The organism is Paraburkholderia sp. GAS82 (assembly GCF_050436285.1).
GTDB classification, from domain to species: domain Bacteria; phylum Pseudomonadota; class Gammaproteobacteria; order Burkholderiales; family Burkholderiaceae; genus Paraburkholderia; species Paraburkholderia phenazinium_B.
The window spans coordinates 1,387,545-1,401,132 of sequence record NZ_JBNDLX010000001.1 but is presented as its reverse complement, the minus strand read 5'-3'; the positions used below and the strand labels follow the sequence as shown (position 1 = coordinate 1,401,132).

The window sequence follows — 13,588 nt, the reverse complement described above, 5'->3', positions numbered from 1 at the left end:
GCCATCGGCCTCTGGCCAAAAGGAACGAACGTGAAAGTCAATCAGTCTTGGGCCTACGGTGGTTCGGACACCGGGCCCGCAGCGGGCGGTGGCTACTCGACCGACCCTGTAACGCAGCTCGTCGCCGCGGCGAACGATGCGAATCCATCGCCGTACAGCGTGCAGAACAACGATGTCCTGATCGAAGTCGACGCGTCCAGCCAGAACGTGCAGCTCGTTTTGCCGGCCGCCTCGGCGGCCCGCGGGCAGCGCAAGCGCGTCAAGCGCATCGACGCGACGTACGCGGCCGGCAACTCGGTGCAGCTCGTCACGGTCGATGGATCGTTGATCGAGGGTGTCGCATCGATCTCGCTGACGGCGCAGAACAGCCTCGTCGAGTTGCAGTCGGACGGCACGCAGTGGCAGGTCATCGACGGCGGCAACAGCGCTGCATGGGGCGCGTCGGGCGCAATTGCTGCAATTACTGTCGGCGCGTCGCCATTCGCCTACACCGCGCAGGCAGCCGGCACCGTTGTTCTGAGCGGTGGCACCGTCTCCGCCGTGACGCTTAAGCGTGGCACGCCGGCGGCAATCGCGATGGGTGAAACGGCCGGCGTGGTTCCGGTCTCCGCAGGCGACATCGTGACGGTCACGTATAGCGTGCTCCCCACGATGAGCTTCGTGCCGCGGTAAGCCTGAAGCGATAAATCTGACGCAATGAGCCAGACGGGCGCCCTCCGGGGCGCCCGATTGATCGGAGATAGAAATGCAGGGACTGCGCAACGCGACGATGCTGTACCGGAAAGGCACGAAGCATCTCATCCATGGCGTGAAGGTCGATACGGTCGTCGTCGACGAGTACGAGATTGACGATTACCTCGCTGACGGCTGGCATCGCACGCCCACCGACGTAAAGGAGTGGGAGACCGGCGGCACGAAGCGGGCAGCCGCGGAAGAGGCCGAGCTCGAATCCGCAAAAGAGCGCGGTATCAGGGCCGCACGTGAAGAAGCTGCGCAACGTGAGCGCGACGAGCAGCTGCGCGCCGCTTTCGAGGAAGGCGCCCGCCTCGAGCGCGAGCGCATCGCCGCCGAGGCGTCGGCAAAGGGCGCTGGAAAGAAGGCTGAGAAGTAACAGGCATCGCGGTAACTGGGGATCCCTATGACGAAGAAACTCGAGCTGATTCACGCAGCGTATGCCGAGCTGGGCCTCGCTGAATACGTGTTCGACCTTCAGCCCGAGGAACTCACGACGGGATTGCACCGGCTGGACCGGATGGCTGCAGAGTGGGATGCGCTTGGCATCCGCATCGGCTACAACCTCCCGGCATCGGTTCGTGAGAGCAACGCGAACGACGAGGCCTGCATTCCGGACTGGGCCGAGGATCCTTTCATTACGAATCTGGCGCTGCGTATTGCGCCGACGATTCCCAAGCAGGTTTCGATCGATACCCGGATCGCGGCTCGCGCCGGGTACAACATATTGCTAATTGGCAATTACGAGATCCCGCAAATGCAGTATCCGCGGCAGATGCCGATCGGTACCGGCAACCGCCGCAATGTGAAGAACCAGACCTATTTCGCGCCGGTCGAGCGCGTCACGACGACGCACGACGCGATCCTCGAACCGAGCGGAAATCCGTTTCCGGATATCACCTAGGCCAGTCAATGAACATCAACGAGCTTTCACCGGCACGGCGACTATCGACATCCGACCAGTTCGCCGTCTGGTATCAACGCGCGGGGCAGCCGCGCAAGGCGTCAATCTCGGACCTCGTCGATCTCGTGCTCGCGAACCTGGTGATGCCGAACGGGCTTTTCAATGCGTCGTCGATCTATTCGCTGGTGCGCACGCAGGCCGAGAATCTGGCGCTGACCGCGCAGCCGGTTGTTGTTGCTCCATATGACGCGAACGGCAATACGGTACTTCCGCTCGGTGGCCAGTCGGTTGATCTGAACGTGGTTACCGGCGTGATGCAGGCGACTCGCGCGATCAAGGCGCTCGAGGTGTGGGTGGCGATCGACGGCTCACTGCCGTCGCCGCGCGTGCTCGCGCTCGGCCTGCAGACCGGTCCGGGCGGCGGCGGCGGCATTTACACATCGCCGCTTCAGGTTATCAAGACGGGCACTGGCGTCGCTGACTGCTATCACTTCGCCGGCATCCTGCAGAACCCGAATAACGTTGGCGGCCAGATCAATGCCGGCGACCTGATCCAGCTCGTCGCGAGCGCGGATCAGGCAACGACCCTTTCAATTTCAGCCGTTCAGTTCATCGTTCGGCCGCTAGACGGAGCCTGATCCATGCTCAACCAGCCGTTTTCACCCGCCTTCGAGCAAACGGAAGCCGTCACGGTCAGCGATGTGCAGACGACTATCCAGATCAACCTGAACTCGAAACAGGTCCGCGTTTTGAATCCGAATGCCTTTCCGGTATTCGTGCGCACCTCTCCGAGTCCCGGCACGGCGGCCGTGGCGGCTGCCGGCACTACGCTCGGCGATTATCCGATCGGGCCCGACTCGTCCGAGGTTTTCACGAAGGCCGACGGTCATGGCGCGATTTCGTTGATCACGACCGGCGCAAACACCGGAACGGTATATGTGACGCCCGGCGACGGTTACCAGAGCGCAGCGGCCTGACGCATGCAGGTTCCGCTCCTCAACGGCACGTATACGGACATCGGCGCCGAATTCCGGACGTCGTACCCGCACAACCTCGTGCCGGTCATCAAGGATACTGGCGTCAGCAAGCTGTTTCTCCGGTCGGCGGAGGGCCTGACGCGCTTTGACGACGGCACCGTTACGCTCACGGGCACCGATCGCGGCGCGATCAACTGGGAGCAGACATGCTATCGCGTGATCGGGACGAACTTCGTTTCGATCAGTTCGACCGGCAAGATCACCGTGCTCGGACAGCTGCCTGACGACGGCAATCCTGTTCGAATGAGCTACGGCTATACGAATCAGGGCATCGGGATTGTCTGCGCGAAGGGGCTTTATTTCTACACCGCCCAGACGCCTTCGGGAAGCGCGCAGGGGACGCCGACGCTTCAGCAGTGCACGGACCCCAGCGTCGGTTCTCCGATCGATATCGTCTGGATGGCCGGCTATTTCGTGCTGACCGACGGGACGTCCTGCTATGTGACGAATCTGGCCAATCAGTTCACGATCAACACTCAGGAGTTTGGGAGCGACTCGAACTCGCCGGATCCGCTCAACGCGCTATTCCGATTCCGCAATGAGCTCTATCTGGGAAATCGCTACACAATCGCGGTAATGGACAACGAGGGCGGCACTGGCTTCCCGTTCGTGGAAAACGAAGGCGCGACGATCCCGAAGGGAATTATCGGACCGTCCGCGCACTGCATGACGAGCCAGGGTTTCGCTTTCGTTGGCGGTGACAACGAGGAAGCACCGAGCGTGTGGCTTTCAGTCGGGCTCGGCATCGCAACCAAGATTGCCTCGCGCGAAGTCGAGACGATCCTCGGCACATACACCGAGACACAGCTTGCCGGGTGCACGCTCGAATATCGCGCGGAAAAGACCTCGCAATACATTTACCTGCATCTGGCTGACTACACCTTTGTATATGACGTCGCCGGATCGCAGATGAGCGGCGAGGCGATCTGGTTCCAGCTCGACTCGAGTTCGGACAGCACCGGCTCGTGGCGCGGCTGGCATCCTGTCTATTGCTACGGCAAATTTCTGTACGGCGACAAAACGAGCGCGATGATCGGTTATCTGGATCCAACGACAGCCCAACAGTTCGGTAACGATACGCGGTGGCAGTTCGATTCGATCTTTGCCTACAACAGCGGCAATGGCGTCGCAGTGGAGACAATCGAACTGATTGGCACATATGGCCGCGCTGCGCTCGGCGCTAACCCGACAATGTCGATGCAGTACTCGAACGACGGCATGACCTACAGCGCGCCGCGCTTCATCAATATGGGAACGGCCGGCGTTACGAAGAAGCGCGCTCAGTGGCGGCCGAAGAATTTCTTCCGCAATTTCCGGGCGTTCCGATTTGCCGGCTACAACGCGTCGCCGATCTCGTTCGCGGCGCTCGAGTTCGGCGCAGAGAAGCTCCAGTGACCCAGACGATTACGCTCAAGACGGTGCCGGCGAACCGGAAGGAACTGGCCGAGGCGTTCGGCCAGAACCAGTCGGCGGTGCGTCGTCTCGAGTCGATGATCCAGGACATTACGGTCACGCTGCCGGATGCGATCAACAATTCGGGCGGTGCGGCCGCTACCCAGTTCCTGGCCGTTCAACTGAACGGGCAGGTGGCTCTTCCGCAGCGCGACGTCGCTTCCGTTGTGGCCCGGATGGTAGGCAGCTCCGCGGTGCATATACCGCCGCGATCCAACAATGCGATTCGCGCACTGATGGAGATTTCGGGATTCGTCGCACAGGCACCAGGGGCATACAAACAGATCTCGCCTGTTGCGGCATTCCTGCAGGCCGACACCACCGGTACGGCACTGACCTCGGGCGTCGTTGCGAACGTTGCGAGCCTGCCTCTGCCGGCCGGCACATGGGATGTCAGCGGTACCGTGGTTTTCAATTCCGCGTCGACGACGGTCCTCGAGCAGATCCTCGCCGGCGTCGCTTCCGCGAGCGCGACGCTCGGCAATCCGTCGACCTATCAGGAACAGCAGCTCGCCGTTAGCGGTGCTGGCGCGATTACGCTACTGGCGCCCGCGACACGCATCACGCTCGCGAACGCGGCCACCGTTTTTCTGGTGGCACAGGCGACATTCAATATTTCAACATTGAGCGCCGACGGGTATATCTCGGCGCGGCCGGTCTAACGGAGAGCAGCATGACCACGCAGCTTAACTGGACGCCCCTGTGCCAGACCCAAGGAAACGGTGCCACGGCGATCGAGGCATACGGCCCGGTGCCCAATGGCTCTCAGGTGTCGATTACGGCCGCGAGCGCCTGGAATCCGACAGGCGCATCGTCCAACGCGGTCGTCGATGTGTTCATTGTTCCAAGCGGTGAATCGGAGGGCGACCCGACTCACGTCGATCGCGTATCTGTCCCGCCGGGCGCAGCACTTCCCTTGGCGAATGCAATCAACCATAAGCTTGTCGGCGGCGGTTCGATCTGGCTCGTGACCAACGGCGCAACTGTCACGATATCCGGAGCTGTCGCATCATAGGAATCGTTGCCTCCCAGGAAGTTTTGCCGTATCGTTTTGCCGTCGCCCCTAGCCGCGTACAGGGCGACATCAATCTGCAGTGCTACGCGAGTCTGTTCTGCGCATCGACATGATGCTTTTGCCGCTCCTGCGGCGCGAACCAGGCTCGAACCGCATATGCAACCCGACTACTCCCCTCGAATCCTGCCACGCATGCCGCTGCCGTTGCGCGCGCGCGTGGAAGCGCTCGAGCGCGAGATTGAGCGGCTGCCTCAGGCCGACTGTCCCGTCTGGCACTTCTTCGCTCCGGGCCTCTATGCCCGCAAGATGCTGATCCGGGCCGGCACTGTCCTGACGGGTGCCGTCCATCGTACCGAGCATCTGTGCGTTATCTCGGGCGATATCGAGGTGACAACGGATCACGGTGTCTGCCGCATCACGGACGTTCACGCGATCCTGAATTCGACTCCGGGTACCAAGCGCGCCGGGTTCGCGCATGCGGACACCTACTGGACGACGGTTCATGCGTCCAGCGAGCGCGATCTCGACAAGCTTGTGCGCGAACTGACCGAATCGGAAAACAGCCAGTTGCTGGGCGGTGCCGATAACGAACAGGCCGCTCGCGGCCGGCTGGAGGGCTAATGTCATTTGGCCTGTCAGCGGCAGCGATCGGCGGCATTGCGGCAGGCGTCGGCGCCGTCGGTGGCGCAATCATCAGTTCCAACGGCGCAAATTCGGCAGCTGCTACGCAGGCAGCCGCGACCCAATCCCAGATTGGGCAGCAAAACTACGAGTTCAACACGATTCAGGGCTTGCTCGCTCCGTACGCTGCTGCCGGCAACACGGCGCTGGGAGGTTACGCGACCGCGCAGAGCGGCTATGCGGGCGCGCTCGGCCAGTACTCAAACGTGCTTCAGCAGCTGAACAATCTGACTGGCGCAAATGGCCAGAACGCCCAGCAGTCGTCGCTCACGGGCCTGACGAAAAACCCGCTTTACACGACTGCGATGCAGTTGGGTCAGCAGTCGATTCTGGCAAATGCGAGCGCGACGGGCGGCCTGCGAGGCGGGAACACGATTGCATCGCTCGGCTTCCTGCCATCGCAGGTTCTGGCTAACACCGAGCAGCAGCAGATCAGCAATCTGGGCACGTCGCTTAATGGCACAGCTGGGCTGCTGCAGGGTTACGGAAACCAGGTTTCGCAGTACGGGAATCTTTTACAGGTCGGCGAGAATGCGGCCGCCGGCACGGGCACCGCCGCGCTTTCTACCGGCAACAACATCACAAGCCTGATCGGGCAACAGGGCGCTATTAACGCCGGGTCCACGCTTGCCACGACAAATGCCATGACCGGCGCGCTCAACAACTTCAGCTCCTATCTTGGCACGAGCGGCGGTTCAAGCGCGCTTGCAAGTTTGCTTGCTTCAGCGGGCGGCGTCGGCGGCGCTTCTGGATCGGAAAACCTCGGGGCGGCTATGACCAGTACTCCCGACGATCTGATTAGTGGTTACGGGGGATAAGACCATGTCCGACATTATGGCGACTCCGCCACAGCCCGTAAATTACACCGGCCTTCAGATCCAGCCGGATCCCGTCGGCAACTTTCTGAAGGCTGCGAATACGCAGGCCCAAACCGGCCTGATGAATGCGCAGGCTTCGCAGGCCGGCGCAATGGCGAATATGCAGCAGTTCCAACTGCAACGCCAACAGCAGTACTACCCGATGCTGCAGCAGGCGCTTCAGAACCCGTCGCCCTCGAACTTCGCCGCACTGTCCGCGATGTTTCCCGATCAGCACGAGGCGATCTCGAGTGCATATCAGATGGAACGGCAGGCCCAGCAGCAGCAGATCGTGCAGCCGATGGCTCAGGCTTACGTTTCGTTGCTAAACAACCGACCGGACCTTGCTCTGAACATAGTGCAGCAGCAACGCGATGCGCTCGTCAATTCCGGCGCGGATCCGAACGACCCGACGTACCAGCAAAAGCTGCAGCACGCCGACGTACTGATGCAGCAGATCCAGAACGATCCGAAGGGCGCGACCGGCCTGCTTGGCGCGACGTTGTCCTCTTTCATGCCGCCTGACCAGTTTTCGAAAACGTTCGCCGACTATATGAATGAGCCGGCGACGCTTCAGAAGGCGACGGCCGAAGCAACGACTGCTCAGGCAGGCGCTGCGGTCGCGCCTCAGCAGGCCCAGGCCAATCTGGCGCAGACGCAAGCCAACGTCGCGAACATCAACAACCAGATGCAGCAACGCGTCGCTGCATTCGGCCTCGATCAGCAGAAATTCCAGACCGATACGCAGCTTCGCCTGTCGCAGCTTCGGTATCAGCAGATGGTGCCGAACATGGCGTCGGGAATGGCCGAGCAGCAGGCGCAGGCCGTTGCCGACTCGCAGCTGCGTCAGCAGGAGGCCGATCGCACGCAGGGCCTGGCGCAGCAGATCCAGAGCATGGCTCAAAGCGGCCAGTGGACGAGCGGTATCGGCGGCAGCGCAAAGATGACGCTGCAGGATGTGCTGGGCTCGCAGGATGCGGTCAACGACCTGAAGAAGTCATACGCAGCGGCGCGCGCGAGCGGAATTTTCAGCCAGATCCAGAACGGTAAGACTACCGACGCCGATCTCAAGACGATCAACCAGGGCTTCCCGCAAGACGAGTCGGACCCCGGCCAGCTCGTTGCGTTCATGAATTCGTGGTCGAACGTGAACCGGCGCATCGCGCAATACAACGATGCGAAGGCCGACTGGATCAGTGCGGCCGGCTCGATGGGCAAGCTGCCGCGCGACGGCACGGTGCTTGGCGTGCAGGTTCCGGCCGGCACGTCGTTTAACGACTTCATGGCTCGCGGCCTGGCGAACGCCCAAGGCAATGTGACGCCGCCGAATGCGCCGCCGGGCGCGTTGCCGCGCTACATGCAATACGGCCAATAGGAACGCACGTGGCCGACTATAACGCGAGCGCGTTCCCGACCAGCTACAACGACCCGGCGTATGCCGCGGCCGATCAGTCCGCATCGAATGCTGTCGGCATTCCCGCGGGCTGGCTCACGAACATCCGCACGAAGGGCGAGAAGTCGAACGCCGACCAGATCAGCAGCGCTGGCGCCGCGACGCCCTACCAGATCACGCCCGACACGCGCAACGCAATCATCAAGCAGACGGGCGTCGACCCATATCTCAGCCCCGACACGGCCGCATATGGCGCTGCTTATCTGCTCAAGCAGTCGCTCGACCGGAACGGCGGCAATCCGATTCTCGCGACGGCCGAGTATCACGGCGGCACGGACCCTGACAACTGGGGGCCGAAAACAATGGCATACGTGAAGCGGGTAACCGGCTCGTCGCCGAACAACCCGGATGCAACGCCATCGTTCGCGCAGACGGGGCCGACTGACCCTTCTAATCCTTATCAGCCGACGCAGGCGCCCGATACATCGAGCCTCAATCCGGGATTGCCGGCGGCCAACGGCCCGAGTCTTTCGAAGGTGTTTGCCGCGTACAGGAGCGGCCAGATGGATCCGCAGTCGGCAGCCGAGTTCGAATCAGACGTGAAGGCCGGCAAGGTTCTGCTGCCGAAGGGCATGCAGCTCAATCCGACCGACAGTGGCAACCAGCCGCCCGGAACCGTTATCCAGACGGGTCCGAACGGACAGGATATAGGCGAGACCCCGCCACCTGCTGGCGCAGCTCCGATGCTTTCTGGTGCTACTACAGCATCGCCGATGCAACAGCAGCAACCCCAGGGCTCCGCGCAGGCTATGCAGATCCCGGCTGGCGCTGTGAGTGCATATAACAGCGGCCAGATGCCGCCTGATGTTCGCGCGCAGATGCAGTCGGACATTCAGGCCGGTCGCGCGCAGCTTCCTTCGGGCGCGACGCTCACCGATCCGAATGCACCGCCGCAATCGCAAGGGCTGGGGGCGGATCTGGGACGTCAGGTGGGCCTCACCGCGCGCGACACGCTTCAGGCTGCCGGCAACACTGTCGGGCTCGCCTATGACCCGATCGCCGCGGTATTGAACAAGGCCGGGCAGTTCATCGGACACGATCCGCAGATCCAGCCACTCGGCGCACAGGCCGGGCAGCTGGCGGACCGCCTTGGACTGCCTCAACCGGTTGGCTCGCTCGAGCGCGGCGTGAACGCGGCCGCCCAGGGTGCGGCCGAGGCTGGCGCATTCGCTGGGGCTGGGGGCGCTGCGTCGGAAATGCCCGATATCGTCGGACAGCTCGGCAAGGTTTTCAGCGCGGACGCTGGCAAGCAGGTTACTGCAATGGCAGCGGGGCAGGCCGCCGCACAACACGCGAAAGACGCCGGCTATTCACCGGCCGCGCAGGCGCTGATCAATATCGGAACCATGGCGACCACGATGGGCGGCGCGGCTGCGCTCGAGGGACTCGCCGCCCGCGGATCGCCCGTCGTTGCCGATCTCGCACAGCGCATGTATGCCGGTGTGAAGGCGCAGGGTGAGGAGGCCGCTGGCGGGACAGCTCCTGCCACCGAATCGTCGGCGCAGGCCGCGCAATCCGCCGCGCCCGCTGCTGCGGATACCGCAGTTCCCGCGGCAGCGGGGACGGCCGCCGATCAGGCTCCGACTGCCGCAACTGCCGCCGAAACCGCTGCGCCGCCGGCAGTTGCTCCCGTTGCGAACGCCGCCTCGGCAGGTGCAGATGTCGCTGGAGCTGGCGCCGCGCCGGATACAGCAGAGGCGGCTGTGCAACCCGCGCTTCCGCCCGGGTCTCCGCAGCCGTTCATGTCTTCGGCCGATCTCACGGAACAGGCGCGCCGCGCTGTCGGAGAAGGCCCGTTAGGCATGGGCAAGAGCGCTGCGCAAGATACGCTCGCGGCCCAGGTCGCTCCGGACCAGACCGCGCTCCAGTACGCGCGCGATCTCGGCGTCGAAGACACGCTCGACCCGGACCACATCACGACGAATCAGGCCTATCGCGAGCTTGCCGCGGCAGCCAAGTCGATTCCTGGTAGCGATGCGCGCGCAGCGGAAATCCCGAAGCTGCAGCAGCTGGCGGATCGCGCCCAGCAGATCGTGACGGATGCCGGCGGCACAAACGATCTGAGTCAGCTCTCGGCCAGCGTCAAGAATGACCTGATGAACACCCAGCAGGGCCTCGACCAGAAGGCGGAGGGACTTTACAAGCAGGTTATGTCTGACGTCGGCCCGAACATGCCGGTGACCGCGCCGCAGACGGGTGCGTTCCTCGAGCAGCGCGCGCAGCAGTTCAATGGCGTCGACGGAATGCCTTCGCTGGAGAAGAAGGCCTACCAGATGCTCACGCCGAAGCAGGTTCCAGCCGAAGGCGGGCAGCCCGGCGAAATGGCACTTCAGCGTCCGACCTACACGATGCTTGATTACCTGCGAAAGCAGGTCGGCAACGCGATCGACAATCCGCAGCTTTTCAAGGACGCGGACCAGGGCGCGCTGAAAAACCTCTACGGCAAGTTGCTCGAGGATCAACGCTCGAACCTCGAAACGGTGCCCGGCGCGCTCGAGAAATACGACCTCGCGAGCGCGACCACCCAGATGCGCAAGAGCGTCGAAGGCGACATGGTCTCGCTGTTCGGCCGCAAGATCTCTCAGGAGCTGTATGGCGCCGAAGACAGCCAGGTTGGCGGCGCGCTCGCGACTCCGCTGCGCACCGCGATGATGGCGCTGCCGAAGGGAAACGAATCGAATTTCGTCAACCTCATCAACGCGGTACCGAAGAGCCTGCGTCAGGAAGTCACTGTGAGCGGACTGCGCTTCGCATTCAACCGTTCGCTGCAGGACGGCACACTCAACTTCAAGAACTTCGCCGACTGGTGGGACGGCCTCAAGCAGAACTCGCGGGCGTTTAACGCGGTAATGGCGAACCTGCCTCCGGACACGCGCACCGAGCTCGGCAAGATGGCTTACCTGTCGCGCGGCGTCGCGGATTCACTGCAGAACCGGATCATGACGGGCCGCCTCGGCGTGGTCGCAAAGGATCTGCAGACGTCCGACGGCGTCGTTTCCAAGGTGATGTCGACGGCGAAGAAGGGGGGCGCCGGAGCACTCATTGCTGGCGCTGCGCATGCGGCGGGCCCACTGGGTGCTGGCGCTGCGGAGCTGCTGCTCAACGTCCTTGATCGCGGCAAGCCCGAGGTCGCGAAAGCCGTCGGCGACTTCATCACATCCCCCGAATTTTCAGCAATCGTCAAGTCACCGTCGACGGCATCTGACTCCGCAATTCAGGCGGCCGTCAATTCGCCGAGCATGCGGCGCTTCTATTCGCTGGCGAAAGACAAGGGCGCGCCGGGTGATCCCGCGACGCGCGAGCGCTGGCTGCGCGGAATCATCGGCTCGGTAGCGAGCGAAAACAACTCGAACAGGTGACGGACATGTCCAGCATGGTAACCAACCCCTTTGCGGTATTCCTCGATTCGCTCGGCAATGCACTGCAGGGCGGTTCTGTTTACATCGGGGTTCCGAATACCGATCCGACTAAAAACCCGGTCGATATCTATCAGGACGTTGGGCTCACCACGCCGTTTCCACAACCGGTAGTCGTCACGGACGGCGTCCCAACATTGCAGGGTTCGCCGCGGCAGATATTTCTTGGTGTTGATGTAACGACCTACTCGATCGCGGTATTCGACTCGGGCGGCAATATGGTCCAGTCGCTGCCAAGCGTCCAACCTGCCGCGAGCGTGGCTGCTGCCGGCAATGAGAACCTCGACGTGTTTGTCGAGGGCACGGATTTCACGTCGGGCACGATTCCAACCCTGACATTGAGCGCAAATCCGGGCTCAGCCGACAACGTTTTTCTTACCTACGACGCGGCACCGCAATTTCCGAATGACGATTTCACCGTCACCGGGCGAGCACTGACGCCTACGGCGCCCGTTCCCGTAGGCATAACGAAGATCCGTGCTCGCTATGGCGCGACGCTCGCGATCGGGACGCCGGCGAACGGAAGCGTTACGGACGAAACTGTCGCGCCCAACGCGGCAATCCAGGCATCGAAGCTGTCGTTCACGCAAAACATGGCTGGCGCGGTTGCCCTGAGCGTGCAGCAGGACCTGCAAAACTACGTCAACATCAGGCAGTTCGGCGGGAAGGTTGACGGCGTTACTGACGACACAAATGCGTGGACCGTCGCGCTCGTAGCGTGTGCACTCGCGAAGTGCGCTCTTTATACCCCCGCCGGAACGAGCCTCTGTTCGCCGGCCGCGCCGATTACCGTTGCGGCGTCCGTCAAGATTTTCGGTGATGGCAAATACAGCAGCATCATTCAGACAAACAATGTCAACGCGCAGATCTTCAGTTTTACGGGGCCCTACGTCTGCGTCGAGGACATCCAGCTGTGCGGGCCCGCGGAGCCGGTATCAGGCTATCTGCTATCGATATCGTGCGGCTTCGCAAACCTCAACCGCGTCTGTTTTGCCAGCTATTTCAACGCGATTAATGCTCTCGGCAATACAGGGGTGTTTCGGGACTGCGATTTCAACGTCGCGGTCACGACCTCCTCTGTGGGTATCACTGTCAATGGCTACGCGGGCGGCCTGACGGTTGACGGCTGTCTCTGGCCGGTTCCAGCGGTGCAACCTCTGGCCGGCATTCTCGTAAAGAACTGCGGTGCACTGCAGATCGACAATTGCAACATCATCAGGCAAGGGAACAATCTGGCCGTGCTGCCGGGGGCCGGGCAAGGCGTCGCTTCCATTCAGGCGACCAACACATTCTTCGATTCTGCGCAGGGCACGAACGTTCTCATTCAGCCGCAAAGCGGAAGCACGGGCATTAACCGGCTCTACTTCACGCAGTGCGAGGCCAGCAGCTCGGCCAACAACGGGATGCTCATCGACGGCTCAGCGGGCCCGATCAGCGGCGTGCAGATTCACGGTCTGCAGACAAATGCGTGCGGTGCCAATGGACTCCTGATTACAGGCGCTAACGTAGTCGGCGTGGACGTGATCGGCGGGGAATCCTCCGGAAATACAGGCTCGGGCGTGAGCCTCAATAATGGGTGCGGCCAGATCCGGATATCCGAACTGGTTGCCGGTTCGGCATATGGAGATCTACCGAACGCCACCGGCATTTTCATCGAAAGCGGCGTTACTGGAGTCGTTCTCGACAACTGCGATGTCGCCAACAACACCGGCAGTGGCATTAGCGACGGGACCGCTGGAGCGGCCATTATCCGGAACTGCGTTGGCTACACAACGGCTAATACCGGCACCAATGCGATCGCTTCTGGCGGCACTTCGATCGTTGTCAATCATGGGCTGCCCATAGCGCCGTCGCCGGCGCAGATCCAGCTCACGCCGCTCGGACCCTTCAGCGCACCCCCCTACGTCGACCCAACGACCATCACAGCCAGCCAGTTCACCGTCCGAACGGCCACTGCGCCGGGCGGATCGACGTCGTTCGGCTGGCGCGCGACCTGTAACGGTGTCCAGTGAAAAACATTAACCAATCTTTGCACGGGGAA

General features: G+C 62.3%; 13 protein-coding genes. All 13 read left to right on the top strand.

Going from position 1 to position 13,588, the window contains the following annotated elements:
- Positions 1-30: 30 nt before the first annotated feature.
- A complete protein-coding gene (locus tag P3T17_RS06180) occupies positions 31-672 on the top strand; it encodes a hypothetical protein (RefSeq protein ID WP_429405354.1) in 642 nt (213 codons plus the stop codon).
- Between the two features lie 73 nt (positions 673-745).
- Positions 746-1,111, top strand: coding sequence for a hypothetical protein (locus P3T17_RS06175; RefSeq protein ID WP_429405352.1), 366 nt, complete (start codon positions 746-748; stop codon positions 1,109-1,111).
- Between the two features lie 27 nt (positions 1,112-1,138).
- The gene (locus P3T17_RS06170; RefSeq protein WP_429405350.1) at positions 1,139-1,636 is read left to right on the top strand and encodes a packaged DNA stabilization gp4 family protein; all 498 of its coding nucleotides are present in this window, start codon (positions 1,139-1,141) and stop codon (positions 1,634-1,636) included.
- A gap of 8 nt (positions 1,637-1,644) precedes the next feature.
- Positions 1,645-2,274: a hypothetical protein gene (locus P3T17_RS06165; RefSeq protein ID WP_429405348.1), complete on the top strand. Its 630-nt coding sequence runs from the start codon at positions 1,645-1,647 to the stop codon at positions 2,272-2,274.
- A gap of 3 nt (positions 2,275-2,277) precedes the next feature.
- Positions 2,278-2,613 carry a hypothetical protein gene (locus tag P3T17_RS06160; RefSeq protein WP_429405347.1) on the top strand — a complete coding sequence of 112 codons (336 nt, stop codon included), beginning with the start codon at positions 2,278-2,280 and terminating at the stop codon, positions 2,611-2,613.
- Between the two features lie 3 nt (positions 2,614-2,616).
- Positions 2,617-4,068, top strand: a complete 1,452-nt coding sequence (locus P3T17_RS06155; RefSeq protein WP_429405345.1) for a packaged DNA stabilization protein — start codon at positions 2,617-2,619, stop codon at positions 4,066-4,068.
- A complete protein-coding gene (locus P3T17_RS06150) occupies positions 4,065-4,787 on the top strand; it encodes a hypothetical protein (protein ID WP_429405343.1) in 723 nt (240 codons plus the stop codon). The genes P3T17_RS06155 and P3T17_RS06150 overlap by 4 nt, the downstream gene beginning before the upstream one ends.
- 11 nt (positions 4,788-4,798) lie before the next feature.
- Complete coding sequence (locus tag P3T17_RS06145; protein WP_429405341.1) at positions 4,799-5,140, top strand: hypothetical protein; 342 nt, start codon at positions 4,799-4,801, stop codon at positions 5,138-5,140.
- 156 nt (positions 5,141-5,296) lie between these two features.
- On the top strand, positions 5,297-5,761 hold the full coding sequence (locus tag P3T17_RS06140) for a hypothetical protein (RefSeq protein ID WP_429405339.1): 465 nt from the start codon (positions 5,297-5,299) through the stop codon (positions 5,759-5,761).
- A complete protein-coding gene (locus P3T17_RS06135; protein ID WP_429405337.1) occupies positions 5,761-6,639 on the top strand; it encodes a hypothetical protein in 879 nt (292 codons plus the stop codon). The genes P3T17_RS06140 and P3T17_RS06135 overlap by 1 nt, the downstream gene beginning before the upstream one ends.
- Before the next feature lie 4 nt (positions 6,640-6,643).
- A complete protein-coding gene (locus P3T17_RS06130; protein ID WP_429405335.1) occupies positions 6,644-8,053 on the top strand; it encodes a hypothetical protein in 1,410 nt (469 codons plus the stop codon).
- A gap of 8 nt (positions 8,054-8,061) precedes the next feature.
- Positions 8,062-11,490: a hypothetical protein gene (locus P3T17_RS06125; protein ID WP_429405333.1), complete on the top strand. Its 3,429-nt coding sequence runs from the start codon at positions 8,062-8,064 to the stop codon at positions 11,488-11,490.
- Between the two features lie 5 nt (positions 11,491-11,495).
- Positions 11,496-13,559, top strand: a complete 2,064-nt coding sequence (locus P3T17_RS06120) for a phage tailspike protein (RefSeq protein WP_429405331.1) — start codon at positions 11,496-11,498, stop codon at positions 13,557-13,559.
- Positions 13,560-13,588: the final 29 nt, after the last annotated feature.

Excerpts from the sequence above, each read along its gene's own strand:
- P3T17_RS06175 (WP_429405352.1), top strand. The coding sequence starts at position 746 with ATGCAGGGACTGCGCAACGCGACGATGCTGTACCGGAAAGGCACGAAG.
- P3T17_RS06130 (WP_429405335.1), top strand. The coding sequence starts at position 6,644 with ATGTCCGACATTATGGCGACTCCGCCACAGCCCGTAAATTACACCGGC.
- P3T17_RS06120 (WP_429405331.1), top strand. The coding sequence starts at position 11,496 with ATGTCCAGCATGGTAACCAACCCCTTTGCGGTATTCCTCGATTCGCTC.
- P3T17_RS06140 (WP_429405339.1), top strand. The coding sequence starts at position 5,297 with ATGCAACCCGACTACTCCCCTCGAATCCTGCCACGCATGCCGCTGCCG.
- P3T17_RS06135 (WP_429405337.1), top strand. The coding sequence starts at position 5,761 with ATGTCATTTGGCCTGTCAGCGGCAGCGATCGGCGGCATTGCGGCAGGC.
- P3T17_RS06160 (WP_429405347.1), top strand. The coding sequence starts at position 2,278 with ATGCTCAACCAGCCGTTTTCACCCGCCTTCGAGCAAACGGAAGCCGTC.
- P3T17_RS06165 (WP_429405348.1), top strand. The coding sequence starts at position 1,645 with ATGAACATCAACGAGCTTTCACCGGCACGGCGACTATCGACATCCGAC.
- P3T17_RS06145 (WP_429405341.1), top strand. The coding sequence starts at position 4,799 with ATGACCACGCAGCTTAACTGGACGCCCCTGTGCCAGACCCAAGGAAAC.
- P3T17_RS06170 (WP_429405350.1), top strand. The coding sequence starts at position 1,139 with ATGACGAAGAAACTCGAGCTGATTCACGCAGCGTATGCCGAGCTGGGC.
- P3T17_RS06155 (WP_429405345.1), top strand. The coding sequence starts at position 2,617 with ATGCAGGTTCCGCTCCTCAACGGCACGTATACGGACATCGGCGCCGAA.